General features: G+C 72.7%; 30 protein-coding genes and 1 pseudogene. 13 read left to right on the plus strand and 18 right to left on the minus strand.

Features of this window, described 5'->3' with window-relative positions; translation table 11 throughout:
- The first annotated feature begins 81 nt into the window (after positions 1-81).
- Positions 82-1,728, plus strand: coding sequence for a glycoside hydrolase family 13 protein (locus ABZ471_RS05070; protein WP_359062533.1), 1,647 nt, complete (start codon positions 82-84; stop codon positions 1,726-1,728).
- 3 nt (positions 1,729-1,731) lie between these two features.
- Here the strand turns inward: ABZ471_RS05070 and ABZ471_RS05075 are convergent, their stop codons facing one another.
- On the minus strand, positions 1,732-2,487 hold the full coding sequence (locus ABZ471_RS05075; protein WP_359062699.1) for a DUF4142 domain-containing protein: 756 nt from the start codon (positions 2,485-2,487) through the stop codon (positions 1,732-1,734).
- Between the two features lie 279 nt (positions 2,488-2,766).
- Between ABZ471_RS05075 and ABZ471_RS05080 the strand changes: the two genes are divergently transcribed.
- From ABZ471_RS05080 to ABZ471_RS05105, 6 genes are all read left to right on the plus strand, one after another.
- The gene (locus ABZ471_RS05080; protein WP_359062535.1) at positions 2,767-3,453 is read left to right on the plus strand and encodes a DUF6445 family protein; all 687 of its coding nucleotides are present in this window, start codon (positions 2,767-2,769) and stop codon (positions 3,451-3,453) included.
- A 219-nt stretch (positions 3,454-3,672) separates the two neighbouring features.
- Positions 3,673-4,614: an RNA polymerase sigma-70 factor gene (locus ABZ471_RS05085; RefSeq protein WP_359062536.1), complete on the plus strand. Its 942-nt coding sequence runs from the start codon at positions 3,673-3,675 to the stop codon at positions 4,612-4,614.
- 308 nt (positions 4,615-4,922) lie between these two features.
- A complete protein-coding gene (locus tag ABZ471_RS05090; RefSeq protein WP_359062538.1) occupies positions 4,923-5,282 on the plus strand; it encodes a hypothetical protein in 360 nt (119 codons plus the stop codon).
- A gap of 138 nt (positions 5,283-5,420) precedes the next feature.
- Positions 5,421-6,089 carry a DUF4328 domain-containing protein gene (locus tag ABZ471_RS05095; protein ID WP_359062702.1) on the plus strand — a complete coding sequence of 223 codons (669 nt, stop codon included), beginning with the start codon at positions 5,421-5,423 and terminating at the stop codon, positions 6,087-6,089.
- Between the two features lie 83 nt (positions 6,090-6,172).
- Complete coding sequence (locus tag ABZ471_RS05100) at positions 6,173-6,838, plus strand: SDR family NAD(P)-dependent oxidoreductase (RefSeq protein WP_359062540.1); 666 nt, start codon at positions 6,173-6,175, stop codon at positions 6,836-6,838.
- 94 nt (positions 6,839-6,932) lie between these two features.
- The gene (locus ABZ471_RS05105) at positions 6,933-7,886 is read left to right on the plus strand and encodes an MIP/aquaporin family protein (RefSeq protein ID WP_359062542.1); all 954 of its coding nucleotides are present in this window, start codon (positions 6,933-6,935) and stop codon (positions 7,884-7,886) included.
- A 59-nt stretch (positions 7,887-7,945) separates the two neighbouring features.
- On the opposite strand, the gene ABZ471_RS05110 is transcribed toward ABZ471_RS05105, so the two are convergent.
- From ABZ471_RS05110 to ABZ471_RS05125, 4 genes are all read right to left on the minus strand, one after another.
- Entirely contained in the window at positions 7,946-8,842 is an 897-nt protein-coding gene (locus ABZ471_RS05110) for an IS982 family transposase (RefSeq protein ID WP_359062544.1), read from the minus strand.
- Positions 8,843-8,899: 57 nt separating this feature from the next.
- Complete coding sequence (locus ABZ471_RS05115) at positions 8,900-9,250, minus strand: transcriptional regulator (protein WP_359062546.1); 351 nt, start codon at positions 9,248-9,250, stop codon at positions 8,900-8,902.
- On the minus strand, positions 9,247-9,696 hold the full coding sequence (locus ABZ471_RS05120) for a hypothetical protein (protein WP_359062548.1): 450 nt from the start codon (positions 9,694-9,696) through the stop codon (positions 9,247-9,249). Before ABZ471_RS05120 ends, ABZ471_RS05115 begins: the two co-directional genes overlap by 4 nt.
- Positions 9,697-9,815: 119 nt before the next feature.
- On the minus strand, positions 9,816-11,141 hold the full coding sequence (locus ABZ471_RS05125) for a hypothetical protein (RefSeq protein ID WP_359062550.1): 1,326 nt from the start codon (positions 11,139-11,141) through the stop codon (positions 9,816-9,818).
- 113 nt (positions 11,142-11,254) lie between these two features.
- Here ABZ471_RS05125 and ABZ471_RS05130 point away from each other — a divergent pair, with 113 nt between their 5' ends.
- Together ABZ471_RS05130 and ABZ471_RS05135 are read left to right on the plus strand one after the other, a co-directional pair.
- On the plus strand, positions 11,255-12,490 hold the full coding sequence (locus ABZ471_RS05130; protein WP_359062552.1) for a molybdopterin-dependent oxidoreductase: 1,236 nt from the start codon (positions 11,255-11,257) through the stop codon (positions 12,488-12,490).
- Complete coding sequence (locus ABZ471_RS05135; protein WP_359062554.1) at positions 12,490-12,948, plus strand: hypothetical protein; 459 nt, start codon at positions 12,490-12,492, stop codon at positions 12,946-12,948. Before ABZ471_RS05130 ends, ABZ471_RS05135 begins: the two co-directional genes overlap by 1 nt.
- Positions 12,949-12,997: 49 nt before the next feature.
- On the opposite strand, the gene ABZ471_RS05140 is transcribed toward ABZ471_RS05135, so the two are convergent.
- The gene (locus tag ABZ471_RS05140; RefSeq protein ID WP_359062712.1) at positions 12,998-13,234 is read right to left on the minus strand and encodes a hypothetical protein; all 237 of its coding nucleotides are present in this window, start codon (positions 13,232-13,234) and stop codon (positions 12,998-13,000) included.
- Between the two features lie 45 nt (positions 13,235-13,279).
- Here ABZ471_RS05140 and ABZ471_RS05145 point away from each other — a divergent pair.
- A pseudogene (locus tag ABZ471_RS05145) lies at positions 13,280-13,438 on the plus strand (SAM-dependent methyltransferase); the annotation flags it as partial.
- Between the two features lie 31 nt (positions 13,439-13,469).
- On the opposite strand, the gene ABZ471_RS05150 reads toward ABZ471_RS05145, so the two are convergent.
- The 3 genes from ABZ471_RS05150 to ABZ471_RS05160 are packed head-to-tail and all read right to left on the minus strand — an operon-like array spanning position 13,470 to position 15,582.
- The gene (locus ABZ471_RS05150) at positions 13,470-14,240 is read right to left on the minus strand and encodes a methyltransferase domain-containing protein (RefSeq protein WP_359062556.1); all 771 of its coding nucleotides are present in this window, start codon (positions 14,238-14,240) and stop codon (positions 13,470-13,472) included.
- A gap of 8 nt (positions 14,241-14,248) precedes the next feature.
- Positions 14,249-14,860 carry a DUF2064 domain-containing protein gene (locus ABZ471_RS05155; protein WP_359062558.1) on the minus strand — a complete coding sequence of 204 codons (612 nt, stop codon included), beginning with the start codon at positions 14,858-14,860 and terminating at the stop codon, positions 14,249-14,251.
- Entirely contained in the window at positions 14,857-15,582 is a 726-nt protein-coding gene (locus ABZ471_RS05160) for a glycosyltransferase family 2 protein (protein ID WP_359062560.1), read from the minus strand. The genes ABZ471_RS05155 and ABZ471_RS05160 overlap by 4 nt, the downstream gene beginning before the upstream one ends.
- A gap of 105 nt (positions 15,583-15,687) precedes the next feature.
- Between ABZ471_RS05160 and ABZ471_RS05165 the strand changes: the two genes are divergently transcribed.
- Together ABZ471_RS05165 and ABZ471_RS05170 are read left to right on the plus strand one after the other, a co-directional pair.
- Positions 15,688-16,461, plus strand: a complete 774-nt coding sequence (locus ABZ471_RS05165) for a response regulator transcription factor (RefSeq protein ID WP_359062562.1) — start codon at positions 15,688-15,690, stop codon at positions 16,459-16,461.
- 1 nt (position 16,462) lies between these two features.
- Positions 16,463-17,575, plus strand: a complete 1,113-nt coding sequence (locus tag ABZ471_RS05170) for a HAMP domain-containing sensor histidine kinase (protein WP_359062564.1) — start codon at positions 16,463-16,465, stop codon at positions 17,573-17,575.
- Between the two features lie 5 nt (positions 17,576-17,580).
- Here ABZ471_RS05170 and ABZ471_RS05175 read toward each other — a convergent pair whose 3' ends face one another.
- The 5 genes from ABZ471_RS05175 to ABZ471_RS05195 form a co-directional block, all read right to left on the minus strand.
- Positions 17,581-17,877, minus strand: a complete 297-nt coding sequence (locus ABZ471_RS05175) for a hypothetical protein (protein WP_359062566.1) — start codon at positions 17,875-17,877, stop codon at positions 17,581-17,583.
- A 78-nt stretch (positions 17,878-17,955) separates the two neighbouring features.
- On the minus strand, positions 17,956-18,369 hold the full coding sequence (locus ABZ471_RS05180; protein ID WP_359062568.1) for a cytidine deaminase: 414 nt from the start codon (positions 18,367-18,369) through the stop codon (positions 17,956-17,958).
- A gap of 21 nt (positions 18,370-18,390) precedes the next feature.
- Positions 18,391-19,389 carry an NAD-dependent epimerase/dehydratase family protein gene (locus tag ABZ471_RS05185; RefSeq protein ID WP_359062570.1) on the minus strand — a complete coding sequence of 333 codons (999 nt, stop codon included), beginning with the start codon at positions 19,387-19,389 and terminating at the stop codon, positions 18,391-18,393.
- Positions 19,390-19,463: 74 nt separating this feature from the next.
- Entirely contained in the window at positions 19,464-20,522 is a 1,059-nt protein-coding gene (locus tag ABZ471_RS05190) for a helix-turn-helix domain-containing protein (RefSeq protein WP_359062572.1), read from the minus strand.
- A gap of 396 nt (positions 20,523-20,918) precedes the next feature.
- Positions 20,919-21,698, minus strand: a complete 780-nt coding sequence (locus tag ABZ471_RS05195) for a VOC family protein (RefSeq protein ID WP_359062574.1) — start codon at positions 21,696-21,698, stop codon at positions 20,919-20,921.
- A gap of 252 nt (positions 21,699-21,950) precedes the next feature.
- Between ABZ471_RS05195 and ABZ471_RS05200 the strand changes: the two genes are divergently transcribed.
- A complete protein-coding gene (locus ABZ471_RS05200) occupies positions 21,951-22,295 on the plus strand; it encodes a MerR family transcriptional regulator (protein WP_359062576.1) in 345 nt (114 codons plus the stop codon).
- A gap of 33 nt (positions 22,296-22,328) precedes the next feature.
- Here the strand turns inward: ABZ471_RS05200 and ABZ471_RS05205 are convergent, their stop codons facing one another.
- From ABZ471_RS05205 to ABZ471_RS05220, 4 genes are all read right to left on the minus strand, one after another.
- The gene (locus tag ABZ471_RS05205) at positions 22,329-22,841 is read right to left on the minus strand and encodes a DUF5994 family protein (RefSeq protein WP_359062578.1); all 513 of its coding nucleotides are present in this window, start codon (positions 22,839-22,841) and stop codon (positions 22,329-22,331) included.
- 147 nt (positions 22,842-22,988) lie between these two features.
- Positions 22,989-23,261: an SCO5918 family protein gene (locus tag ABZ471_RS05210; RefSeq protein WP_359062580.1), complete on the minus strand. Its 273-nt coding sequence runs from the start codon at positions 23,259-23,261 to the stop codon at positions 22,989-22,991.
- A gap of 114 nt (positions 23,262-23,375) precedes the next feature.
- Positions 23,376-24,968: a DEAD/DEAH box helicase gene (locus tag ABZ471_RS05215; protein ID WP_359062582.1), complete on the minus strand. Its 1,593-nt coding sequence runs from the start codon at positions 24,966-24,968 to the stop codon at positions 23,376-23,378.
- Between the two features lie 186 nt (positions 24,969-25,154).
- Entirely contained in the window at positions 25,155-25,358 is a 204-nt protein-coding gene (locus ABZ471_RS05220) for a cold-shock protein (protein WP_030736617.1), read from the minus strand.
- Between the last annotated feature and the right edge of the window lie 23 nt (positions 25,359-25,381).

Raw genomic sequence — 25,381 nt, forward strand, 5'->3', positions numbered from 1 at the left:
CGCCGGGCGAGGGAGGTTCCCTTTCCGGGCAAGGTGGACAGAGTCTGTACGTCGGCGTCGTCGTGTCCGAACGGAGTCCGTATGGCAGACCTCTCCTCCAGGAACCCCGACTGGTGGCGCCAGGCCGTCATCTACCAGGTGTATCCCCGCAGCTTCGCCGACGCCGACGGAGACGGTCTGGGCGACCTGAGGGGGGTCACCGAGCGCCTGAACCACCTCGCCACGCTCGGTGTGGACGCCCTGTGGCTCAGCCCCTTCTACCCCTCCGAACTCGCCGACGGCGGCTACGACGTCGCCGACCACCGGGACGTCGACCCGCGCCTGGGCACCCTGGACGACTTCGACACGATGGTCGCCGAGGCCCACCGGCTCGGTCTGAAGGTCGTCGTCGACATCGTCCCCAACCACACCTCGCACCAGCACCCCTGGTTCCAGGAGGCCCTGCGGGCCGGTCCGGGGTCCGCCGCCCGCGAGCGGTACGTCTTCCGCCCCGGCCGCGGCGGCCACGGCGAACTCCCGCCCACCGACTGGCCGTCGGTCTTCGGCGGCAGCGCCTGGCGCCGCGTCCCCGACGGCGACTGGTACCTGCACCTCTTCGCCCCCGAACAGCCCGACCTGAACTGGGACAACGAGGAGGTCCGCGCCGACTTCCGCACCACCCTGCGCTTCTGGTCCGACCGGGGCGTCGACGGCTTCCGCATCGACGTCGCCCACGCCCTGGCCAAGGACCTGACCGATCCGCTGCGGGACGTCGGCGACCTGGGCGCGACGGGAGAGGAGGCCCTGCAGCGGCTGGAGCCCGGCACGCACCCCTACTGGGACCGCGACGAGGTCCACGAGATCTACCGCGACTGGCGCAAGATCTTCGACGCCTACACCCCGCCCCGCACCGCGGTCGCCGAGGCCTGGGTCCCGGACGCCCGCCGCGCCCTGTACGCCCGCCCGGACGAACTCGGTCAGGCCTTCAACTTCGAGTATCTGCAGGCGGGTTGGGCCGCGGGCGAACTCCGGCAGGTCATCACGGGCTCGCTCGGCACGGCCCGGGCCGCCGGTGCCTCGGCCACCTGGGTGCTCTCCAACCACGACGTCGTCCGCCACGCCTCGCGCCTCGTGCTCCCGCCCGGCACCGACGACAACGCCTGGCTGCTGTCCGGCGGCCGGACCCCGGCGATCGACCGGGCGGCCGGCCTGCGCCGAGCCCGGGCCGCGACCCTGCTGATGCTGGCGCTGCCCGGATCGTCGTACGTCTACCAGGGCGAGGAACTCGGTCTGCCCGAGGTCGCCGACCTGCCCGCCGAGGTGTTGCAGGACCCGATCTGGGAGCAGACCGGCCAGGTCCGCAAGGGCCGTGACGGGTGCCGGGTGCCGCTGCCGTGGACGACGACCGGAGCGTCGTACGGCTTCGGGCCCGGGGCGTCCTGGCTGCCGCAGCCGGCGTCCTTCGCGGCGTACGCCGTCGAGGCCCAGGCCGGTACCGAGGGCTCCACCCTGGAGCTGTACCGCACCGCCCTCAGGCTGCGCCGCAAGCTGCTGGAGGGCGAGACGCTCAGCTGGACGCCGGGCGCACCGGCCGGGGTGCTGGACTTCGTCCGCACCGAGGCCTGGCGGTGCGTCACCAACCTGACCGCGGTGCCGGTGCCGTTGCCGCCGGGCGAGGTGCTGCTCGCCAGCACCCCGCTCCCGGAGGCAAGGGTTCTCCCGCCGGACACCACCGTGTGGCTCGCCTAGGACTTAGCCCACGGTCGGGCTCGGGCTGGGGCTGGTGTTCCCGGTGCCGCCCCCGCTCCCGCCGCCGCCGAGGCCGCTGAGGTCCAGTGGCGTGGAGGTGGCGTTCGGCGGCGGTGTGAGCACCACCTCCGGCTGGCCCGCGGGCGGGGGCGGCGGGGTCACGTCGGAGTCGGGCAGCTTCGGCGGGGTGGTCTGGTTGAAGATGGTCTGGTCGAAGTCGACCAGACCCGTCTTCTCCATCACCGTGATGTGGTCGAGCACGGTGTCGTTGGCCTGGTCGGCCAGGGCCCGCACCAGCGAGTTCTTGGTGGTGGAGCGGATCTTCGCGATCGTGTTGAAGATCGAGCCGTGGGTCATCCGCAGGATGTTGGCGAAGTCGGTGTCGAACTGCTTGCCGCTCTCCGCCTTCAACTGAGTGACGAAGCCCTCCTGCTGCGGGCTCGCCACGTTGGGCAGGGTGACGTTCAGCATGGGTGCGATCTTGCGGCAGCTGGCGTCCAGCGCGGCGTGCCCGTCGACCAGGTGCTTGCTCGCCTCGAGGACCCCCTTCGTGGTCCCCTTCTGCAGCCCGATCTGACCGAGCGGGTACTCCCACAGGCCGGCCGCGCGTACCTTGACCACGAAGTCCCGGTCGCCCTCGGTGAGCGGCCCCCACTGTGTCTGGGCGATGATCCGGGTCGGCGAACTGGAGACGGTGTTCAGCCCGAGCATGCTCGGGTAGGCGAGTGCGCCGAGGGTCAGGGCCATTGCACCGCCCACGAAGAGAGTTCCCGTCGCGTTCCGCGAAAAGCGCACCGTGCCTCCTGCCCGGCCATGGATCCCGCCCGGAGGCGGATCGGACGCACAGCAGTACGGATGCGGACGCGATTTGTGTCGGTGGTTTCGGGTAAAGAATCGGCGACGGTCCGGCCGCGCGGGGTTTCCGGGGTTCCACGGGGCGGCGTCTTGACCGTGGTTGGTCAAAAGATGACTGTTCCACGGAAGAAGTTGACTCTTCGCCGGGAGAAGGCAGAGGAAACGCAGGCCTAGATTCGCCGCATGCCCCCACAGCCACCTCCCCGGGTGCCCGCCGCGCTCCCCGTCCTTCCCTACCGCAAGCCCACCAAGGGCCGCGACTACTGGGTGCTGGACGACGTTCTGCCGGACGTCGACGCCGTACGGGAGCGCTGCCTGGCCAAGGACGACTGGGTCAAGGGCTATCCGTACACCTCGGAGACCTGGCCCGGACTGCGCGCGATGCCCGGCCTGGAACCGGCTGAACTCGGCCGTATCGAGCGGTTGGTGAAGAAGTCGACCGGGGCCGGGGAACTGTGGGTGCAGCAGGCGCCCGGCGGCGGCACCCTCAACCACAACTGCGTACAGGTGGTCGGCGAGGGCGAGAGTGAGCCCCGCCCGCACACCGACTCCCGCGCGCTGTGCCGGTACGCGGCGGTGCTGTACCTCAACCCGCACGTGCCCAAGGACTGCGGCACCAGCTTCTTCCGGCAGTCCCTGCCCGGCGGCCGGCTCGGCGGCAACGTCGTCCAGGCCCCGCACAACAACCTCGTCGAGGCCCTCGGCACCCGCTTCGTCGCTCCCGACGCCTTCGAGGAGGACGTGCGCGTCCCGCACCGGTACAACCGCCTCCTCCTCTACAACGCCAACCTCGTGCACAGTGCGACCGGCTACTTCGGCCGGACACTGGAGGAGAAGCGGATGACGGCGGTCTTCTTCTGGATGGCCTGAAGGTGACGTAGGTCACGTCGGCAGCCTGTCACGTCCACCGGGCCCGTCCTGTCCCATCGACGTCACCGGCACACAGACGCACGACGGCACGAGTGCGCACCGGTGGCCCGACCCCGGGAGTGGACATGTCGCAGCAGCCGAAGGCCGGACGGCGGACGGAGGACGGCCGCGCCGCCGCTGCCGAGGGCAGGGCCGGGCGGGTTCTGGCAGGTTGATCCCATGGAGAGCACGGAGAGGAAGAACGACCGGACCCCCGACCCGGACCCGGAGCCGTACGACCCGGACGCGGAGCCCTGCGACCCGGCCCTGGACCCCTACTTCGAGCACCGGCGTCTGCTGTTCGCGACGGCGTACCGGATGCTGGGCAGTGTGTCGGACGCGGAGGACGTCCTCCAGGACGCCTGGCTCAACTGGAACGCGGCCGACCGCTCGGCGGTCCGCAACCCCCGCGCCTACCTGGTCCGCACGGTCACCAACCTCTCCCTCAGCCGCCTGACGTCGGCCCGCGCGAAACGCGAGCAGTACGTCGGCCCCTGGCTCCCGGAGCCCCTGCTCACCTCCCCCGACGCCGCCGAGGACACGGAGCTGGCGGACAGTGTGTCCACGGCGATGCTGGTGGTCCTGGAGACGCTGGCCCCGGTGGAGCGGGCGGTGTTCGTCCTGCGTGAGGTCTTCGGCTACGCCCACGCGGAGATCGCCGAGATCCTGGACCGCCCCGAACCCACCGTCCGCCAGATCGCCCGCCGCGCCCGCGACCACGTCCAGTCCCGCCGCCCCCGCTACGACACGGACCCGGAGCGGCGGGCGCGGATCACCGCCCAGTTCATCGAGGCGTGCGCGGGCGGCGACCTGAACGCGGTCATGGAACTCCTCGCCCCCGACGTCACCTGCTGGTCGGACGGCGGCGGCAAGGTCACCGCGGCCCGCCGCCCGCTGCACGGCGCCGACCACGTGGCCCGGTGGATCATCGGCGTCCTGAACAAGCCGCAGACGGCCGGCGTCGCCTTCCGGCCGGCCGTCGTCAACGGTGAGTCGGCCGTCCTGTGGACCTTCGCCGGGACCCCGGTGGCCGCCCTGACCTACGACCTGGCGCAGGACGGCATCAAGAACCTGCGCCTGCAGGTGAATCCCGAGAAGCTGAAGGGCCTTTCAGCCAGCTGATCCTCACCGACGCGGTCAAGCAGAAGTTCCGGGTGCGCTCCCGGTACGTGCACAGCACGAAGGACACCACGAACCTGAGCACGTGGGGCGGCTGGCTGTACCTGACGGTCAGAACCTGACCCGCCTCGTCACCGACGGCCCGGACACCTCCAGCGGTGTCCGGGCCGTTCGCATGCAGCGCGCACAGCCGCCCGCCGGACTCCAGCCGCCTGTCAAGCCACGAAATGCAGTGTCATGACGCAAGGCGCCGGCCGCGGCCTACTGGAGGCACCAATCCGTTGCCGCTCTGCCGCTGGAGGAGATGTCCCATGCCTCGCACCTACCGGGACCGCTGGATCGCATGCACGCCCGAGGGTCTTCGGATCCGCGGCTACTACTTCCCCTGGGGGACGAAGCACATCCCCTACGCGAGGATCCGCTCGGTCCGCCGCATCACGATGAGCGTCCTCACGGGAAGGGGGCGCATCTGGGGGACCGCGAACCCGCTGTACTGGGCGCACCTGGATCCGCGACGGCCGGGAAAGAGCATCGGGCTCGTCCTCGACGTCGGCCGGGGCGTGCGTCCGTTCATCACCCCGGACGATCCCGACGCCGTGGAGAGCGTGATCCGTGAGCACACGGGCCTCGGCGCGGCCCGCGAGGCCGACGGGCACGGCCCGATCCTGTGAGACCGGCGCCCGAGCCGGCTCCTTCCCCGCCTCGGGCGCCGGCTGGCGTGTCCCTGGCGAGTGCGGGGCGGGGTGCGTCAGGATGATGCGGTGAACGAACAGATAGCCGAGCCCGCGGCCGGCTCCCGCCCTCTCGCCCTGCGGCCCCTCACGCTGACCGGGCAGTCGGCCGCCGGGGCGCTGTGGCTCGCGGGGCTCGCATGGGTCGTGCGGGCTGTGTGGGACATCAGGCTGGCCGTGGCGGGGGAGCCCGCCTCGGGGCCGCCGGACCGGGGGAACGGGGTGCACCGGCCGCTCAACGGGCTGGAGAACTCGTACCACATCGTCACCTCCCTCGGTGGCGGCGTGGCCTTCCTGTGCGCGCTCCTCTTCCTCTCCTGGCTGTGGCGGGTGCGGGACAACGCACGGGCGTTGTCGGGGCAGGTGCCGAAGTACGCCGGGATCTGGGTCTACCTCGGATGGATCGTGCCCATCGCCAACCTGTGGTTCCCGCGGGGCATCGTCGCCGACGCCTATCGGACCACCGTCCCGGGGCGGAAGCTGCCCGTCTGCGTGAACGTGTGGTGGGGGCTCTGGCTGGTCGGGATGGCCGGCGGCGTGGGCATCGTCTACCGCGACTCCACCGACGAGATCATCGCCCGGGCGTACCACGGGGTGTGGCCGCTGCTCTTCTCCGACGCCGTCGTCATCGGGGCCGCCGTGGCCGGCGCGTTCGTCGTACGGGCCGTCACCGCGGCCCAGGTGGAGCGGATCCGGCAGGGGCAGGGCGTGAGCGCCGGGTTGGTCGGCGCGGGTACGGAGGGCTGAGGCGGCGCCACGGCACCGGCCCGGTCGAGGGTGCGCGGGCGGTGCCGTGTGGGTCCTGGAGTTTCGCGGTAAGGATCCCTCCCATGAGCACCTTTGCCATCGTCGGTGCCGGGCCCGGACTGGGGGCCGCCGTTGCTCGTCGGTTCGGGCGGGAGGGGTACGGTGTCGCCCTCGTCGCGCGGGACAGGGAGCGGCTGCGGATCCTGGTGAGCGAGCTGGTGGACGCGGGTGTCGCCGCGCGCGGGTTCGTCGCCGACGTGCGCCATCCGGAGGAGCTGGTCCGGGCGTTGGACGCGGCGGCCGACACGCTGGGGACCGTCGAGGTGTTGCAGTACAGCCCCGTGCCGCACCGGGACTTCATGCGGCCCGTGCTGGAGACCCGGCACGGGGATCTGCTCGGGCCGATCGAGTTCTCGGTGTACGGGCCGGTCGCGGCGGTGCAGCAGGTGCTGCCGGGCATGCGGGCGCTGGGGCGCGGGACCATTCTGCTCGTCAACGGCGGCACGGCCGCCGTGCCGCACCCGGAGCGGGCCGGGACGTCGATCGCCTTCGCGGCGGAGAGCGCGTACGGGCATCTGCTGCACGACCGGCTTGCGGACGAGGGGATTCATGTCGGGCAGCTGGTGATCCCGGGGGCCATCACGCCCGGGCATGTGCGGAAGGACCCCGCCGTGCTCGCGGACCTGCTGTGGAGGATGCACCGGGACCGGCACGGGTTCCGGCACTACGCCGACGACCTGGACGCCTGACCGGGCGCCCTGGAGATCGGGTCGCCCTGCGTGAAGAGCATTTGTGGGCCAATATGGTGATGTTGGCCGCATTGCTCTCTTCGAGGGGGCCTCAATGGCTGTCGAAATACCTCCGCTCGTCAAGCCGTCCCGGCTGCGGAGCCGGGGCGGTCTGTTGGGCGAATGCCTGGCGGAGTTCCTCGGGACCTTCGTCCTCGTCTCCTTCGGCGCCGGTGTGGTCGCGATGGCGGTCGCGGCGCTGCCCGGCTCGGGCCGTGCCGCCACCCCCACGACGATCTTCCTGGCGGCCGGCGACTGGCTGCTGATCACATGGGGCTGGGGTCTCGCCGTCGTGTTCGGCATCTACGTGGCCGGCGGCGTCAGCGGTGCCCACCTGAATCCGGCGGTGACAGTGGCGATGGCCGTGCGCCGCGGGTTCTCCTGGGCGAAGGTCCTGCCGTACGTGTTCTCGCAGGTGGTCGGCGCGTTCGCGGGAGCGGCGCTGGTCTACCTCGTCTACCACGACGCCATCCACGCCTACGACCAGGCCGCGACGGGACCGAAGGTGAACGGGCGCACGAACGCCACGTTCTCCATCTTCGCCACGTTCCCGGCCGCGTACTTCCACGGCGGCATCTGGGGGCCGCTGATCGACCAGATCGTCGGCACCGCCTTCCTGGTCATGTTCGTCGTCGCCATCGTCGACCTGCGCAACCAGGCGGTGAAGGCCAACCTGGGCCCGCTGATGGTCGGATTCGCGGTCGCCGCCATCGGCATGTCCTACGGCGCCAACGCGGGGTACGCCATCAACCCGGCCCGTGACTTCGGACCGCGGCTGTTCACCTGGGTGGCGGGATGGAAGAGCCTGGCCCTCCCGGGCAGCGTGTCCGGCGTGTACAGCGGCTATTGGTGGATCCCGATCGTCGGGCCGCTGGTCGGCGGTGTGATCGGGGTCCTGGTGTACGACCTGTTCATCGGCGACGTCCTGCTCGTCCGCTCCGAGATGGCCGAGCTGCCCGAGCCCGGCCGCACCCGGCCGGTGAAGTCCGTCGACGAGGACGAGGAGTAGAGCAGCGGAGGAGCAGAGGCGCAGAGGACGGAGTGCTAGACGAGTAGTTCCGATGTGGCTCAGTGGTCGTAGGCGATCAGTGACCTGGTGATGGGTGCGCCGATGTTGCGGTTGTGCCAGATCGCGCAGGTCATCGCCAGGATCCGCTGGGCCACCCGGACGCCGACACCTTCGATGGTGCGGCCTCCGTGCTGTTCGAGGTCGAGCTGGCCTTTGAGGGTGTCGTTGACCGACTCGATCAGCTGCCGCAGGGTCTTGAGGAGGGCTTCTGCGTGCTGTGGGGTGCCGCGGTTGCGGTAGGAGGGCCGCAGGAGGCTGATGCCGCGGGCGGCGAGGAAGCGGTCGAGTTCGGCGGCGATGTAGCCCTTGTCGGCCAGGATCAGCAGGCCCGGCCGGGCGGCCGCCAGATGCGGCTCGTCGTCGATCAGGGCGGCCAGAATCTGCCGTTCGTCGACCTTGGGGTCGGCCAGAGCCCAGGTGACGGGCAGCCCGGCCGGGGTGCACACCAGATGCAGCTTCAGGCCCCAGTAGAAACGGGAGTGGGAGCGGCAGTAGCCGTAGTTGGCCCAACCGGCCAGGTCGGAGCGTTTGACGGTCTCGCGGGAGCGGGCGCATTCGACCGGGGTGGAATCCACGATCCACATATTGTCCAGCCACAGGTCGCAGTCGGTGGCCAGGGATCGGATGGCCTGTTTGACCAGGCCGAGCGCGGCCCGCAGGCGCTTGTTGTAGGCCGGGCGCTGGGGCAGGTAGGGGAACAGGCCGTGCAGGTGGGCGTGGGCGAAACGCAGCCATCGGGCCTCGCAGTGGAAGCCCAGCATCGCCTGGGCCACGGCCAGGGTGACCAGTTCCGCATCGGTCAGCCGGGGCGGCCGGCCGCGCCAGCGCGAGGTCTTCAGATGGTCATCGACGTGCACGTACAGTGCGGTCAAGAGGGTGTCTAACTCGGTCGTCACAACCCGATGTTGGACACCCTCCCTGCGTCCGTGAACCCCGCAATCGGAACTACTCGTCTAGCCCCCTTCGGTCTCCGCATCTGCTCCCGCTCTGCGGGCCGCCGACGCGATCTCCTCCAGTGCCGCCAGGTGGCCCGCCAGCGCCCGGCGGCCGGTGAGCGTGAGGGCGGCCCAGGTGCGCGGGCGCTTGCCGAGGTAGCCCTTGCGGATGCTGACGTAGCCCGTCCTCTCCAGGGCGGAGAGGGTCTTGCTCAGCGTCGAGTCGGACACCTGGCAGTAGTCCCGCAGGACCGCGAACTCCGCCTCCCCGCAGGCGGAGAGGTAGGCGGCGAGGGCGAGCCGGGTGGGGTGGTGCAGCTCGCGGTCGAGGGCCGGCGGCCCCGGTGGCGGGGGCGTTCCGGTGGTCATGCGGTGTCCCTCCGGGCCGCGCGCAGCAGGTACTCCGCGCCGGTCGCGAGGCCGAAGCCGATGGCCCCGCCCGGGGCGCCGTACGGCACGGCGGCCACGAGGCCCACGGCGACGGGGGCGAGGGGGACCAGCCAGACCCGCCAGCCGGTCGCGCTGCGCCGGTTGAACCAGGGGGTCGTGCCGCCGTGGTGCGCTCCGAGCCAGACCAGGACGAGGAAGGCGGTCAGGCTCAGGACGCCGACGCCGAGGAGCCAGTCGGTCCACCGCGGTTGTGCTGCGGAGAGGCCCAGTGCGGTGAAGCCGGTGGCGTAGGTCAGGCCCTGGGCGACGGCGTAGCCGCGGGGGCGGGCGCTGCCTGCCGCCTGCGCCGCGGCCCGGGCCGCCTGTGCGGTGCCCAGCGCCTGCTCGGCCTGCCGTGCGTCGATGGGGTCCCCCGTGGTGGCCATGCGTGTACCTCCGATGCCGGAAGGGCGGCTGGTCGGACCGCCCGCTGATCATCTTCAGCATGGACAGTACTTTCCATAAATGCAAGTACTTTCCGATGTCTGGGTCTGTCCGGTGGGCCTCACCAGCCGGTCAGCAGCAGGTGGTTGAGGAGCAGGGCGAGGACCGCCTGGGCGGTGAGCCAGGCCCGCGGATGGGACAGATACGCGCAGGCCGGGAGCAGCCACATCGCGAACGGGAGCCAGATGCGCTCGGTCTCGGCCTTGCTCATCCCGGACAGGTCGGCGATCAGCAGGGCGAGGAGGGCGGCACAGACGAGGACCGCCAGGCGGACGCGGGCGGGGTCGGCGCGGTGGGCGAGGGTGGTGGCGGTGCGGCGCAGGCCCGCTGCCGTTGCCAGGCCCGTGATCAGGACCGTGCAGGCCAGGTTGGCCCACACCCAGTAGTCGTAGGGGCGGATGCCGCCGACGCCCTGGTAGTAGCGGGTCACCAACAGGTGGTACGCCGTCCACCAGTTGAAGCCGGCGAGCGTGAACGCCAGGGGTACGACGGCCAGTCCGGCGAGGAGGGCCAGGAGGAGCGCCGGGCGCTCGCGCACCCCGTCCCGGCCCAGGAGCAGGACCGCCGCCGCGACGAGGGCGACGAGCGTGAGGCCGTACGACAGGTAGCAGGTCAGGCCGAACAGCAGGCCGGAGGCGGCCGCCCACAGCAGGGAGCGGCGCGTGACCGCGAGGGCGAGCAGTGCCACGGCCCAGGCGGCCACCGCGGCGAAGTAGGCGTCGGCGGAGGCGCCGAGCCAGACGGCCGCCGGGGCGAGGACCAGGAAGGGGGCCGCGCGGCGGGCCAGGGTCTCGTCCGCGAGCGCGCGGACCGCGACCAGGACGGCCGCGCAGGCCGTCGCGCCGACGACGATGCACCACATACCGGCCCAGCCGCCGCCGCGCAGCCCGATCCGGTCGAGGAGGACGAAGGTGAGCGTGGATGCCGGCGGGTGGCCGGCGACATGGGCCGGCCAGGGGGCCGGGGTGCCGCTGACGATGTGGTGGGTGAAGTCGCGCAGAGTGGCCGGGATGTCGTGGAAGCGGTCGATGACCCGCAGATACTCCTCGCGCCGGGTGAGGCGGTCCGCGATGCCCCGGTCCCATCCGTCGACGAGGGCGAGGGAGAGGATCCAGGCGGTCGCCGTCGCCCAGGCCGCGGGAAGCAGGGCGCGCCAGGGCAGGCGGGCGGCCGCGGACGGCCCGTACGCCACGGTGGCCGCCGCGAGGAGGACGGCGGCCGGGGTGCCCGGGCCGACGTGCGGGTCCCAGTCGGCGAACACCGGCGGCCAGTGCACGAAGAGGGTGTGGCGGGTGAACTGGATGTGGCGGCCGACCAGCACGGCCGCGGTCACGAGCAGGGCGGCGGCGCCGGCGGCGTACAGGTCTCGGCGGAGGGAGCGGGTCACGTCGGCACGTTAGGCCGCACGGCCCTGCGCAGGCCGCCGTACGGGCCGGACGTCAGCGTTTCGTCATGGGTCGCGCACCCTTTCATGGGCGTCCGGCGGCCTACGGTCGGGACATGCGCGACCTTCCCCGGCTTCCCACCTCCCCCGGTTTCTGGCGCAGCCCGCTGCGCGGCACCTGGTTCACCTCGGTGCTGGGCCTCGTGCTGCTCGTCGGCATCACCGTGCTGTTCGTGACCGGCCTGGTGTCGTACGCGGCCTACAACCCGGACCTGTCCCCGGTGAACGACACCACCCCGGACAAAGGGATCCTCGGCTTCTACCTGTTCGCGTGGCCGACCGGCCCGGTGTGGCTGTACCGGTTCACGCAGGGTCTCCACGTCACCCTCGGCATCACCCTGATCCCGGTGCTGCTGGCCAAGCTGTGGTCGGTGGTGCCGAAGCTGTTCACGCTGCCGCCGGTCCGCTCCCTGGCGCACGCGCTGGAGCGGATCTCGCTGCTGCTGCTGGTCGGCGGCGGCCTGTTCGAGTTCACGACCGGCGTCCTCAACGTCCAGCTGGACTACGTCTTCCCCGGCTCCTTCTACCCGCTGCACTTCTACGGGGCGTGGGTGTTCTTCTCCGCGTTCGTGGCGCACGCGGCGCTGAAGACGCCGACCGCGCTGCGGGCGGTGCGGCGGCGGCTGCGGGAGGAGGACGACGACCTGGTCGCGCCGGACCCCGATCCGCCCACCGTCTCCCGGCGCGGGGCGCTGTGGCTGGTCGGCGGCGGCTCGCTGCTGCTGTTCGTGACGACGGTCGGGCAGAGCCTGGGCGGCCCCTTCCGGCGTACCGCCCTGCTCGCACCGCACGGCGGGGCCGACCCGGCCGGCGGCCCGAACGGCTTCCAGATCAACAAGACGGCCGCGTACGCCGGGATCGACGCGGTGGAGACGGGGGCGGAGGCGTGGCGGCTCGTCGTCACCGGACGCACCGGAACCGTCCGCCTCAGCCGCGCGCAGCTGCTGGAGATGCCCCTGCACAGCTCCTCGTTGCCCATCGCCTGTGTGGAGGGCTGGTCCACCGCCGACCAGTGGTGGCGCGGGGTGCGGCTGCGCGACCTCGCGGCGCTCGTCGGATACGACGGCGACCCGCCGGACGTGTTCGTGGAGTCCCTGCAACGGCACGGCGCCTTCCGCCGCGCCGCCCTGCGCGCCAACCAGGTGGCCGACCCGCGCTCCCTGCTCGCCCTGTACGTCAACGGCGAGGACCTGTCCCCCGACCACGGCCACCCGGCCCGCATCATCGTGCCCGCCGCGCCCGGGGTGCTCAACACCAAGTGGGTGGCCAAGCTGACCTTCGGAGACCTCTGATGCCGCGCCGCGTTCCTCTGGGCAGTCCGCTCCAAATCCTCCTGCTCGCCTGCTCGTTCGCGCTCGCCGCGTACGCCGGTGTACGGCTGCTCGCCGGTGACTGGTTCGGCGTGGCCCTGTGGATCGTGGCGGCCGCCCTGCTGCACGACCTGGTCCTGGTGCCGCTGTACGCGGTGGCGGACCGGGCGGTCGTACACGGTCTCGACGCGGCCGGGCGGCGCGAGTGGGTGATGTACGTGCGGGTGCCGGCCGCGCTGTCGGGGCTGCTGCTCCTCGTGTGGTTCCCGCTGGTCTTCAACCTGGTCGACGGGCGCTACCGCCTGGCCACCGGCCTGTCCCCGGACGTCTACCTGGGCCGCTGGCTGCTGATCACCGCCGTACTCTTCGGCGCCTCGGCGCTGCTGCTGGCGGCGCGGGCACGCGGTGCGAGGAAGCGGCGGTCGCCGGCTGTCCACTGAGCGGCCGCGCGCCACCGGGACCGGTCCGCGCTTACTTACTGCGGCTCTTCTACTGCGGCTCTTCGGCCGTCAGGTGTCGTCCGGCCGTGATCAGCCGGGCCACCCTCAGGGGCGCGCAGAGAGCGGCGGACATCGGGACGGACCAGTACGAGACGCAAGCCCACGGGTCGAAGTCCACCTCGGTCACGCGTGGAACTCCCAGGTAGGTGCCACAGCCGAGGAGTTCCACGGCGACCGTCGCCCGCCACTCGTCCGCCGCCAGGCGCCAGGTGTTCGGCATGCTCACCGGAACCAGCGCGTAGTACCGGAGGCCGCAAGGGTCACAGATGACTGGTCGCTCCTCGCCGCGACCGAACGGCACACGGGCGAGTCGCTCGTCGGCTCACCCATGTTCGAGTCGGCGCTGACAGCGGCACGCCTGGCCGAGCCCTACCCGGAGTTGCTCGCGGCCAGTTCCCACCTACTGGCAGTGGGCCGACGGCCGACGTGACGGGTGCGGCCGCCGGTCGGTCTGCGGACGTCTACCCAGGCCGCCGGCTGCTGATCACCGCCGTGCTCTGCGGCAGCTCGGCGCTGCTGCCGGCGATGGGGAGGGTGCGCAGGGCGACGAAGCGGCGGTCGTCGGCCGTCCACTGAGCTTCCGTCCGCCACCGGGACCGGTCCGCGAGCCGGAGCAGGGCCGGGGTGCCGATCCGCGCCCACGGGAACGGGTCGCCCATGACGGCCCGCCCGTGGGCGACGTCGACGACCTGGACCCGGGTACGTTCGTCGAGGTCCAGTGGGGCGGTCTCGGCGATCAACAGGCCCTCGGGGGCGAGGAGTTGGGCCATCCGGTGCAGCAGGGCGCGCGGGTCGCCGCCGATGCCGATGTTGCCGTCCATGAGCAGGACGGTGCCCCAGCGGCCCTCGCCGGGCAGCGGGTCGAAGACCGAGCGGCGCAGTGCCTGGCCGCCGACGGTGATGGTGCGGGTGACGGCGGCCTCGCTGACATCGACCCCGAGGGCGGTACGGCCCTGGGCGGCGAGTTCTGCCACCAGTCGGCCGGGGCCGCAGCCGACGTCCAGGACGGCGCCCTCGCAGCGGTCCAGCACCGCCCGGTCCACGTCGTCCGCGTCCGCGCACCAGCGCTCCACCTCCAGCGGCAGCAGCCAGCCGTCGGCGCGGCGCAGGTACAGCGGGCCGCGGCCGGTGCGCAGGGCGGCGGCGTACGGGTCGGAGGCGGCCCAGGCGGGCGGGGCGGCGGTCGTGGCGCTCACCGGGTGTCTCACGGTGTGGCTCGTGGCGTGGCTCATGGTGCGGCTCATCGGCCGGCCGTGCAGTCGGCCAGCCGGGCGGCGAAGGCGCCGTGCGGGGCGAGGGCGGCGACGGCATGGGCGTCGGCGGCGGTGTCGACGTCCCGCAGGAGGGGCAGGTCCCGTACCCGCAGCCCGGCGGCGACCAGCCGCTCCCGCTGGACGGCCCCGGTCACCGGCGAGGACATCGGCACGCCCCGCAGCAGCGCGGGCTCGGGGCGGGCCAGGCCCAGCGCCCAGAAGCCGCCGTCCTCGGCCGGGCCGAAGTACGCGTCGCAGTCCGCGAAGTCCACGGTGAGCAGGTCCGGGGTGACCTGCGGGGTGTCCATGCCGATGAGCAGGGCCGGGCCGGAGCAGCGGGCGAAGGCGTCGGCGAGGCGGGCGTCGAGACCGCCCGAGCACTGCGGTACGACGTCGAAGCCGGGCGGCAGCCAGGGGCCCGGCAGGCCGTCGAGCACGAGCACCCGGCGCGCGGCCGGGGTTTCGGCCACCGCCCGCAGGGTGTCGGCGAGCGAGGCCGCGGCGAGGGTGGCGGCCTGCTCGGGGGTGAAGGGCGGGGTGAGCCGCGTCTTGACCCGGCCGGGGCGGGGCTCTTTGGCGATGACGAGAAGGGTGGTCATCGGGACCTCGCGCTCTCCGGTGCTCCGGCCGCAGGCTCGTTCAGGACGTGGGACATGTCGCGTACCGCCTGCCAGGTGCCGCGCCAGGTGCCGGTGACCTTGGACGTGCCCGTGCGGGGCAGGTACGGGACGTCGTGTTCGGTGATGCGCCAGCCCGCGTCGGCGGCGCGGACGACCATCTGCAGGGGGTAGCCGCTACGGCGGTCGGTGAGGCCGAGGGCGAGGAGGGGTTCGCGGCGGGCGGCGCGCAGGGGGCCGAGGTCGTGCAGGCGCAGCCCGGTGCGGCGGCGCAGCAGACGGGCGAGCGCGAGGTTGCCGGCGCGGGCGTGGGCCGGCCAGGCGCCCCGGGTCTGTGGGCGGCGCCGGCCGAGCACCAGGTCGGCCCCGCCGTCCCGGACCTCGCGGACGAACGGGACCAGCTGCGCGGGATCGAGGGAGGCGTCGCAGTCGCAGAAGCACACCACGTCGCCGGTGGCGGCCAGCAGTCCGGCGTGGCAGGCGGCGCCGAAGCCGCGCCGGTCCTCGTGTACGACGTGCGCGCCGAGAGCGCGGGCGACGTCGGCGGAGCCGTCGGTGGAGCCGTTGTCGACGACGAGCGCGCGCCAGCCGGCCGGGATGCGCGCGAGGACCCAGGGCAGCGCCTCGGCCTCGTTCAGGCAGGGCAGCACGACATCCACGTCGGGAAGGGGAGGGTCGGGAGGGGAGGTGGTCACAGCCTTCACCCTACGAACATGAACCATGACAAACCGGGCTTCGGCTCCTTACGAAACGCGGACGTCGGGCCCGCGGCCGGGCCCCCGGGGCGGCATGGTGACAGGGTGGATGACATGCAGCAGCCGTACGCATCACCGGGCGCCGAGCCGCGGCCCGGTTCCCTGGGCCGGATCCTCGTCGTGGACGACGACCCGACCGTCGCCGAGGTCGTCGCGGGGTACCTGGACCGCGCCGGATACACCGTGGACCGTGCCGCCGACGGCCCGGCCGCCCTGGCGCGCGCCGCCGCGCACCGGCCGGACCTGGTGGTGCTGGACCTGATGCTGCCCGGGATGGACGGTCTGGAGGTGTGCCGCCGGCTGCGTGAGCACGGACCCGTCCCGGTCGTCATGCTCACCGCGCGCGGCGACGAGGACGACCGCATCCTCGGCCTGGAGGTCGGCGCCGACGACTACGTCACCAAGCCGTTCAGCCCGCGCGAGCTGGTGCTGCGGGTGGAGTCGGTGCTGCGCCGCGCCCGGCCCGCCGCGCCGCGCGGACCGCTCGGCGCGGCCGGTCTGACCGTCGACCCGGCCGCCCGCCGCGCCACCAAGAACGGCACCGAACTGGCCCTCACCGTCCGCGAGTTCGATCTGCTCGCGTTCTTCCTGCGGTGTCCGGGACGGGCGTTCGGCCGGGAGGAGCTGATGCGGGAGGTGTGGGGCTGGGACTTCGGCGACCTGTCGACCGTCACCGTCCACGTCCGCCGGCTGCGCGGCAAGGTCGAGGACGACCCGGCACGGCCCCGCCTCATCCAGACCGTGTGGGGCGTCGGCTACCGCTTCGACGTCACCGGGAGCTTCGACGTCACCGGCAGCTCCGACGCCACCAAGACAGAGGCGGACTGACGTGCGCGACACCCTCCTCATCGCCCTCTACGCGTTCCTCGGCGCCGCCGCCACCGGCCTCGCCGGAGCCGGCGTGCTGCGCCTGATTCGCCGGCGTTCCCTGACCGCCTCGCTGGCCGTGGTGGCAGCCGTCGGCGTGGTGGCGATGCTCGCCGGGACCATGGCCGTGGCCCAGGCGATGTTCCTGTCCTCCCACGACCTCAGGGTCGTCACCACCGTGGTCGCCATGGCGGCCGTCGTCTCCCTGGTCACCGCGCTGCTGCTGGGCCGCTGGGTGGTCGCCCGCAGTCGCGAACTCGCCGACGCCGCACGGCACTTCGGCGACGGCGGTGCCTTCGCCGCGCCCGCCGTCCCGGCCACCGCCGAACTGGACGCGCTCAGCCGCGAGCTGGCCGCCACCAGCGCCCGGCTCGCCGCCTCCCGGGAGCGCGAGCGGGCCCTGGAGACCTCCCGCCGGGAACTCGTCGCCTGGATCTCGCACGACCTGCGCACCCCGCTCGCCGGGCTGCGCGCCATGTCGGAGGCGCTGGAGGACGGGGTGGCCGCCGACCCCGACCGCTACCTCAAGCAGATGCGCACCGAGGTGGAGCGCCTCAACGACATGGTCGGCGACCTCTTCGAACTCTCCCGCATCCACGCCGGGACGCTGCCCCTGAGCCCCGCTCGCATCTCCCTGTACGACCTGGTCGGCGACGCCCTCGCGGGGGTCGGCCCGCTCGCCCGCGAGCACGGCGTACGGCTCGTGGGCGACGGGGTGGAGCCGGTGCCGGTGGAGGTCGACGGCAAGGAGATGAGCCGGGTCCTCGCCAACCTGCTGGTGAACGCCATCCGCCGCACCCCCGCCGACGGCACGGTGGCGATCGCCGCCGAGCGGGCCCCGGAGGGTGTGGTGCTGTCGGTGACGGACAGCTGCGGCGGCATTCCCGAGGAGGACCTGCCCCGCGTCTTCGACACCGGCTGGCGCGGCACGGACGCCCGGACCCCGCCCGCGGGGGCGGGGCTCGGCCTGGCGATCGTCCGCGGGATCGTGGAGGCCCACCAGGGCCGCACGACCGTCCGCAACATCCCGGGCGGCTGCCGCTTCGAGGTGACCCTGCCGGCGGCGAAGGCCTGACCCGGTTACTTGTCCGGGCGGCAGGAGATGGCGGTCGGGGACTGGCTCACACAGCTGATCCCGGGGCCGAGGACGCGGGAGACCATCGGTGCGATGTCCCTTTCGCAGGACAGGGCCGGGCCCTCCTCGTCTTCGCTCGCGTGCCGGCAGATCCTGTCGAGGACTTCGCTGTTGGTGAGCTTCTGGCCGGGCGGCGGCGTGTCTGCGGAGGCCGACGGGACGAGGAGGCAGATGCCGAGCAGCGGGGCGGTGAGCAGCGCTGCGATCTGGGCGCGGGTCGGCGTGAGGGGCCGTAGCGACATGGCGGTCCTTTCGACTGATTTGTCCGGAACGACGCCAAGATCAACGATGCCGCGCAGACGCAGACACGCTTGCCCGGTTCACTCGCTGTCGAGCTGGTGGTCGGCCCAGACGTAGCTCTCGGGGAGCAGGTCGGTGATGAGGACCGTGCGGGTGTGGTCGTCCTTGCCGACGATGACCTTGAGGGCGGGGAAGTAGTCGAGGAGGACCTGACGGCAGCGGCCGCACGGGGGAACGACGCCCCGGTCGCGGTCGCCGACGGCGACGATCGTGTCCAGCTCGTAGGCGCCCTGGGCGGCTGCCGTGCCGATGAGGACCAGCTCGGCGCAGGGGCCTCCGGTGAAGTGGTAGGCGTTCACCGCGGTGACGATCCGGCCGTCCCGGGTGCGGGCCGCGGCCGCCATGGTGTGGTTGTCGCCCCGGCACCGGGTGCGCGCGAGGTGGGCCGCGGCCCGGATGAGTTCGTGATCGACATGCTGGGCCTGCGTGGTCATCTTCCCCGCCTTCGTGAGGTGTCAGACGACATTGTCCGCCCGCGCGAACTCCCCCATCCCCTCCGTGAAGCCGACCCGCGGCTTCCAGCCCAGGTCCGCTCGGAGGCGGGACGAGTCCGCCGTGATGTGGCGGACGTCGCCCAGGCGGTACTCGCCGGTGGTCACGGGGGCCGGGCCCGCGCACGCGGCGGACAGGGCGTGGGCCAGGTCGCCGACCGTGTGGGGCTCGCCGCTGCCGGTGTTGTAGGCCGTGAGCGCCCCGGGGCGCGGTTCGGACTCCAGCGCGGTGACGTTGGCGGCGGCCACGTCCCGGACGTGGACGAAGTCGCGGCGCTGGCGGCCGTCCTCGAAGACGCGCGGGGGCTCGCCACGTTCCAGGGCCGAGCGGAAGAAGGAGGCCACGCCGGCGTAGGGGGTGTTGCGGGGCATCCGGGGGCCGTACACGTTGTGGTAGCGCAGGGAGATCGCCGTGCCGTCCGTGCAGCGGGCCCAGGCGGCCGACAGGTGCTCCTGGGCGAGCTTGGTGGTGGCGTACACGTTGCGGGGGTCTGCCGGGGCGTCCTCGGTGACCAGGCCGGGCGACAACCGGGCGCCGCACAGCGGGCAGTTCGGGTCGAAGCGGCCCGCCGCCAGGTCCGTGACCGTGCGGGGGCCGGGGCGTACGGCGCCGTGCGTCGGGCAGTCGTAGCGGCCCTCTCCGTACACCACCATCGACCCCGCCAGCACCAGCCGCCGTACGCCCGCCTCGGCCATCGCCGCGAGCAGCACGGCGGTGCCCAGGTCGTTGCGGGAGACGTACTCGGCCGCGTCCGCGACCCCGTTGCCGAGGCCCACCATGGCCGCCTGGTGGCAGACCGCGTCCACGCCGGACAGGGCCGCGGCCACCGCCGACGGGTTGCGCACATCGGCGCCGGGATCGTCCCGGACGTCGTACACGACCGGCTCGTGACCGCGTGCCCGGAGCGCGTCGACGACATGGGACCCGATGAAACCGGCGCCGCCGGTGACCAGTACACGCATACGGCCACGCTAGGGCCGCGACCGGCCCGGAACGGTGCATGACGGGCGGTACGTCACCGCTCCGTAAGGACTGTTCACAGCGGCTTCGCCGGCCAGTCCAGCAGGCGGGCGCCGATCACCGCCGTCTGGAGGGGGTAGCGGTGCGCCGGGTCGGACGGGTCGGCGCCGGTGAGTTTGTGGATGCGCTCCAGACGGTAGGTCAGGGCGCGCACGCTGAGCGCGAGCCGGCGGGCGGCCTCGGCGGCCACGCACCCCGAGTCGAAGTACGCGGTGAGCGTGTCCAGCAGGGGCTGCGGCCCGCCCCGGGCCGCGGTGAGCGGGCCGAGGGTGTGGGAGACCAGGTCGGCCATCGCCTGCCGGTCCCGGGCCAGCACCGGGTACACGAGCAGGTCGGCGGCGCGCAGCAGCGGTCCGTCCAGGTCGAGCCGCGCGGCCATCTCCAGCGTGGCCAGGGCCTCTTCGTACGACTGCACGACCCCGCCGGGGCCGTGCTGCGGGCGGCCGACCGCGACCCGGCAGCCGTCGGACGCCGCGGACGCCTGCTGGGCGAAGTGGGTGAGGATCTCGTCCTCGTCGCCGGGCGCGATGCACAGCAGCCGGCCGTTCTTGGTGGTGAGCAGGATGCTGCGGGTGTCGAAGCGGGCGAGGACCGCCCGTTCCACCTGCCGGGTCACCGGGTCGCCCTCGGCGAAGGCGGCCGGGCCCTCGGCGACGGCGACCGCGTGCGCCCGGGAGAGTCTGAGGCCGAAGCGTTCGGCGCGCTGGGCGAGCCGGCCCAGGTCGCTGCGGCCGTAGAGCAGGTCGTCGATGAACTCCCGGCGCGCGGCCTCCTCCCGGCGCACCGCGAGCCGCTGGGCGCGCTCGTAGCCCTCGGCGAAGGCGTCGACCGCCTGCTGTACGGCGGCCAGTGTGCTGTCGGCGGAACCGGGCGTGCCGGGCCAGGCGGCGCGGGCGGCGGCCAGGTGGGCGGCGACCAGGGCCCGCAGCCCGTGCCCGGCGTCGGCTGCCTGCTCGCCCAGGGAGCGGCGGACGGCCAGCTCCTCCCGGGTCAGCCGGCGGCCGGTGGCCGCGACCTCGGCCAAAGCGTCGGCATAGCCGTCCAGATAGTGCTCGGGTATCGCCTGCTCCGGCACGTCGTCCCCGTTCCCCCGTGATCTTGACGCGCCGGTGACGCTTCCTTGGCGCGTCTCCGGCATCGAGACCTTAATGAACGTTGCCGGAGACCGGCAATGCGCGGGCGTGCGCCTCTCGTGCACCATCAGCGACGGGGAGCACTACGGATGGTTCCGGTGCCGGACACCGGCAGGTGTCCGGCACCGGAACCGGAGGGCGCTTCCGTCTTCGTCGTCTGACGCACAAGGACGTATGCCATGGAAGCCCTGGGCGGCCACTGATGCTGTACTTCCTCGCCCCCTTGGCGACCGCCTTCGCGCTCGTCGCGTCGAGCACGTACGCCCTGATCCGCCGCGACCGGCGGCTGGGGCATCCCTACCGGGACTGGAGACCGTGCGAGAGCGCGGACGCCGTGCTCAGCCCTGGCGGGGGTTCGGCCTGAGGATCGCGAACACCGCCTGGCCGGGGTCCGTCAGCCAGGCGATGCGGCCGACGTCCGGGACGTCCGCGGCCGGCATGAGGACCGTGCCGCCGTTGTCCCGCACGGACGTGACGACGGCATCCGCGTCGGCCACGGCGAAGTACGGGACCCAGCGCGCCGTCTCCTGGTCCGACTGGAGCGGCGCCACGCCGCCGAAGGAGCCCTCCTCCTGGTCGCCCGCCCCGATGCTGAGGACCCGGTACGTCATGCCGGGTGCCTGCATGTCCTGGGAGCGCCAGCCGAACAGCCTCTGGTAGAAGCGGATCGCGGCCTCCGGGTCGGCGGTGTGCAGTTCCACCCACACCAGCGTGTCGTCCTCGGACGCCTTCTCCAGGCCCGCCCCGGACTCCAGGACGGCGAACTCCGCGCCCTGTGCGTCCGTGAACTGGGCCAGTCGCCCCTCGCCCTCGCCCACGCTCATCGGCTCGACGCGCACCCGGCCGCCGCCGGCGACGACGTCCCGCGCGGTGGCCAGGATGTCGTCGCTGCGGAAGTACGTCGTCCAGGCCGGTACGGCCCCCTCCTCGGTCAGCCGTCCGAGGGCGGCGACGGTCCTGCCGTCCTTCTGGAAGAGCCCGTACCCGCCCGCTTCGGGCCCGAGCGACAGGTGCTGCCAGCCGAAGACGGCGCCGTAGAAGGCGGCGGCCGCGTCCGTGTCGGGGCTGCCGAGGTCGATCCAGACGGGCGACCCCGCGCGGAAGTCGGTGCCGAGCATGCGGTTCCTCCTGGGGCGTCCGGTACGAAGACCCCGTCACTATGCCGCCCCCGCGGAAGGCCCTCGGCGCGGCGGCCCGGATGCCCCGGATGTTTCACCCGAGTTGAGTCACGGGAGTCAGGTCCCCAGCGCCCCCGGTCGGACATCTCCCAGCGCCGCGGCAGAGTTCCCGCGCGGGCCGACTAGAGTTTTCGCCAAGGGAAGACCTCCCTGTGGCGAGCCGTCTCCTGGGCGGTCCGCGGGAAGGAGCACATGCCCGAGGAAGACCGGCCGGAAGCGGCCGACCGGCTCGACGACGACCACTTCCCGGCGTACACCATGGGCCGCGCCGCCGAGCTGATCGGCGCGACGCCCGGTTTCCTCCGGGCGCTCGGTGAGGCACGGCTCATCACCCCGAAGCGGTCGGAGGGCGGTCACCGCCGTTACTCGCGTCATCAGCTGCGGCTCGCGGCACGGGCCCGTGAGCTGGTCGACCAGGGGACGCCGGTCGATGCGGCCTGCCGCATCATCAGCCTCGAGGACCGGCTGCAGGACGCCCTGCGAGCCAACGAGGTACTGCGCCGCGCGGCCGAGGGGCCGGGCGCCGGCGCGGAGTGAGCATCCGATACCGGTGAAACGGGCCTCGTGCGCTCAGCGGGCGGTGGGCCCTCCTTCCGACTCCCAGACCGCTTCCTCGGCAAGGTCGTTCTCCGCGAGCGCCAGCATGTGCGCGGCGGACAGCGGATTGTGGGGGTCGGCGGCGGCGATCAGGAGCTGTCCGGCTGCTCCGGCGGGCTCGTCGGGCGGGATGACCAGCAGGTCCCAGCGCCCCACGGTGCCGCAGTCCAGCGTGATCACGTGCGTGTGGGCATCGGGGGCCGTCGGCGCCACTTCGATGACATGGCCGGGAGCCATGACGGTGAGCGGGGCGTCGGGCCAGTCGGCGGCGTCCACGGTGACGCGGGTGACGGTGCCGGAGCCCGGATCGAGCGAACCGACCAGGGCTGGCAGCTCCAGTTCCAGGGCGCCGCAGCGGGGCCACCAGGCACCGTCCAGCGGACCGTGACTGACGTCCGCGGTGAGGGACAGCCGGGGCAGAGGCATCCGGTAGGTGTGTGCCGCGTCCGGTGAGGTGTCGTCGCCCGCTGTGCCCCTGACGTCCATCGTGCGATTCCGTTCCGGGCGGCTGTTCCGGCTGCCCGTCTCGTCACTCGCCGGGAACGGCACCGCCCGGTCGCGCTGCGCGGGATGCTCTCGGTACGGCCAGCGTACTGCGGGCCGTGCGGCACGGCGAGGCGCTGCCTCCGGGCCTCACTCCCACATCGGGCGCGCTTCCGCTTGTACGGCGGCGGGGGCGTCGTGGCAGACGAAGCCGAGCCGGGTGAGCGCTCTGCGCACCTCGCCGGAGGTGAAGTCGCGGCGGTCCTGCTTGGTGATCACTTCCCCGACCTGCATGACGGGGAAGGTGCGGCGGCCGATGGTCACGGACACCCCGGTGACGGGTTCGGGCTTGACGCCCTCCATCGACTGCTCCACCTCGCTCTTGGTCAGGTCGAAGGGGAATCGGGCGATGACGCAGCGCATGATGCCTCGCAGTGTGGTGAAGGGAGCGCCTGACGGGGTCGGCCCCAGCGGGGCGGTCGGGGAGTGAGGGCGAGAACGGCCCGCAGGAGGCCGTTCTCGAAACCCGAGCCGGGGCTACGGGTTCGGATTCGGCTTCTTTCTCGCGTTCGTCTTCGGGTTCGCGGCGTTCGTCTTCGCGTTGGAGGCGTTCGTCTTCGAGCCGGCGGCGTTCGTCCTGGAACCGGCGGAGGAGCGGCGGCCCCGGCCGGGCCGGCGCCCGCGACCGCCGGCGGAGGATCCGCTGCGCTCGGGGCGTTCGGTGACCGGGACGGTCAGGGTGACAGGCACCCCGGAGGGAGCCTGGGCGCCGGTGATGCGGTTCAGTTCCGCCTCGCCCGGCTTGACCCGGGTGGTCTGCGGGGTGATCCCGGCGTCGCTCATCAGGCGGGTCATGGCGCCACGTTGGTGGGGCAGGACCAGGGTGACGACGGTGCCGGACTCGCCGGCCCGCGCGGTACGGCCGCCGCGGTGCAGGTAGTCCTTGTGGTCGCCGGGCGGATCGACGTTGACGACGAGGTCGAGGGCGTCGACGTGGATGCCGCGGGCGGCGACGTTGGTGGCGACCAGGACCGTGACCTGGCCGTCCTTGAACTGGGCGAGGGTCCGGTTCCGCTGGGACTGGGACCTGCCGCCGTGCAGACCCGAGGCGCGCACCCCGACGGCCAGGAGCTTCTTGACCAGCTTGTCCACCGCGTGCTTGGTGTCCAGGAACATGATCACGCGTCCGTCGCGGGCGGCGATCTCCGTCGTGGTGGCGTGCTTGTCGTCGTCGCTCACGTGCAGCAGGTGATGTTCCATCGTGGTGACGGAACCCGCGGTCGGGTCGACCGAGTGGACGACCGGGTCGTGCAGATAGCGGCGGACCAGGAGGTCGATGTTGCGGTCCAGGGTGGCCGAGAACAGCATGCGCTGGCCGTCCGGACGCACTTGGTCGAGCAGGACGGTCACCTGCGGCATGAAGCCCATGTCGGCCATCTGGTCGGCCTCGTCCAGCACGGTGACGGCGACCCGGCTCAGGTCGCAGTCGCCGCGGTCGACGAGGTCCCGGAGCCGGCCGGGTGTCGCGACGACGACCTCGGCCCCGCCGCGCAACGCGCTGGCCTGGCGGCCGATCGACAGGCCGCCCACCACCGTGGCGAGGCGCAGGCGCAGCGCACGGGCGTAGGGGGTGAGCGCATCGGTGACCTGCTGGGCCAGTTCCCGGGTGGGTACGAGGACGAGCGCCAGCGGCTGCCGGGGCTCGGCCCGCTGTCCTGCCGTGCGGGCCAGCAGGGCGAGGCCGAAGGCGAGGGTCTTGCCCGAGCCCGTGCGGCCGCGGCCCAGAACGTCACGTCCGGCCAGCGAGTTCGGCAGCGTCGCTCCCTGGATGGGGAACGGCACGGTCACACCCTCGGCGCGCAGCGCGGTCAGCAGACGCTCGGGCAGGTCCAGCTCGTCGAACGCCTCGACGGCCGGCAGCGCCGGGGAGACGGTGGCAGGCAGCGCGAACTCCTCACGGAGCGCGGTGCGGCCCTTGGGCCCTCGTCGCCCGCCCGTGGCCGAGCGGCTGGGAGCGCTGCGGCGCCCCGTCTCGGGCGACCGGAACCGGGAGCGCCCGCCGGACCCGGCGGAGCGTCCGCCCGTCCGGGACCGGGACGTGCCGTCGGTCGTGCGAGAAGTGCGGTCCAAGTGGAACCTTCCTCGATGCGGCACGTATCGAGGAATTCCCATAGGCGGTGAAAAAGCTATACCGGGATTCGCAAGAATGGGCCGAAGAAAAAAAGCGAAGCGAAAGTCGGCAGTTCGCGGAGAAACGCATGGGCCGGGGCCCGCACCCCAGGAGTGCGGGCCCCGGCCGGGTGCGACGCGTCGACGTCAGGCGGGAACGATGTTCTCGGCCTGCGGGCCCTTCTGGCCCTGGGTGACGTCGAAGGTGACCTTCTGGCCTTCCTGAAGCTCACGGAAGCCGGTCGTGGCGATGTTCGAGTAGTGGGCGAACACGTCAGCGCCGCCACCGTCCTGCTCGATGAAGCCGAAACCCTTTTCCGCGTTGAACCACTTCACGGTGCCAGATGCCATATTGAATCTCCTTCGGGGCAGTG

Source organism: Streptomyces sp. NPDC005728 (genome assembly GCF_040630895.1).
GTDB lineage: Bacteria > Actinomycetota > Actinomycetes > Streptomycetales > Streptomycetaceae > Streptomyces.

Excerpts from the sequence above, each read along its gene's own strand:
- ABZ471_RS05070 (WP_359062533.1), top strand. The coding sequence starts at position 82 with ATGGCAGACCTCTCCTCCAGGAACCCCGACTGGTGGCGCCAGGCCGTC.
- ABZ471_RS05080 (WP_359062535.1), top strand. The coding sequence starts at position 2,767 with ATGCCCCCACAGCCACCTCCCCGGGTGCCCGCCGCGCTCCCCGTCCTT.
- ABZ471_RS05085 (WP_359062536.1), top strand. The coding sequence starts at position 3,673 with ATGGAGAGCACGGAGAGGAAGAACGACCGGACCCCCGACCCGGACCCG.
- ABZ471_RS05090 (WP_359062538.1), top strand. The coding sequence starts at position 4,923 with ATGCCTCGCACCTACCGGGACCGCTGGATCGCATGCACGCCCGAGGGT.
- ABZ471_RS05100 (WP_359062540.1), top strand. The coding sequence starts at position 6,173 with ATGAGCACCTTTGCCATCGTCGGTGCCGGGCCCGGACTGGGGGCCGCC.
- ABZ471_RS05105 (WP_359062542.1), top strand. The coding sequence starts at position 6,933 with ATGGCTGTCGAAATACCTCCGCTCGTCAAGCCGTCCCGGCTGCGGAGC.
- ABZ471_RS05115 (WP_359062546.1), bottom strand. The coding sequence starts at position 9,250 with ATGACCACCGGAACGCCCCCGCCACCGGGGCCGCCGGCCCTCGACCGC.
- ABZ471_RS05120 (WP_359062548.1), bottom strand. The coding sequence starts at position 9,696 with ATGGCCACCACGGGGGACCCCATCGACGCACGGCAGGCCGAGCAGGCG.
- ABZ471_RS05130 (WP_359062552.1), top strand. The coding sequence starts at position 11,255 with ATGCGCGACCTTCCCCGGCTTCCCACCTCCCCCGGTTTCTGGCGCAGC.
- ABZ471_RS05135 (WP_359062554.1), top strand. The coding sequence starts at position 12,490 with ATGCCGCGCCGCGTTCCTCTGGGCAGTCCGCTCCAAATCCTCCTGCTC.
- ABZ471_RS05150 (WP_359062556.1), bottom strand. The coding sequence starts at position 14,240 with ATGAGCCACGCCACGAGCCACACCGTGAGACACCCGGTGAGCGCCACG.
- ABZ471_RS05155 (WP_359062558.1), bottom strand. The coding sequence starts at position 14,860 with ATGACCACCCTTCTCGTCATCGCCAAAGAGCCCCGCCCCGGCCGGGTC.
- ABZ471_RS05165 (WP_359062562.1), top strand. The coding sequence starts at position 15,688 with ATGCAGCAGCCGTACGCATCACCGGGCGCCGAGCCGCGGCCCGGTTCC.
- ABZ471_RS05175 (WP_359062566.1), bottom strand. The coding sequence starts at position 17,877 with ATGTCGCTACGGCCCCTCACGCCGACCCGCGCCCAGATCGCAGCGCTG.
- ABZ471_RS05180 (WP_359062568.1), bottom strand. The coding sequence starts at position 18,369 with ATGACCACGCAGGCCCAGCATGTCGATCACGAACTCATCCGGGCCGCG.
- ABZ471_RS05185 (WP_359062570.1), bottom strand. The coding sequence starts at position 19,389 with ATGCGTGTACTGGTCACCGGCGGCGCCGGTTTCATCGGGTCCCATGTC.
- ABZ471_RS05195 (WP_359062574.1), bottom strand. The coding sequence starts at position 21,698 with ATGCTCGGCACCGACTTCCGCGCGGGGTCGCCCGTCTGGATCGACCTC.
- ABZ471_RS05200 (WP_359062576.1), top strand. The coding sequence starts at position 21,951 with ATGCCCGAGGAAGACCGGCCGGAAGCGGCCGACCGGCTCGACGACGAC.
- ABZ471_RS05205 (WP_359062578.1), bottom strand. The coding sequence starts at position 22,841 with ATGGACGTCAGGGGCACAGCGGGCGACGACACCTCACCGGACGCGGCA.
- ABZ471_RS05210 (WP_359062580.1), bottom strand. The coding sequence starts at position 23,261 with ATGCGCTGCGTCATCGCCCGATTCCCCTTCGACCTGACCAAGAGCGAG.
- ABZ471_RS05220 (WP_030736617.1), bottom strand. The coding sequence starts at position 25,358 with ATGGCATCTGGCACCGTGAAGTGGTTCAACGCGGAAAAGGGTTTCGGC.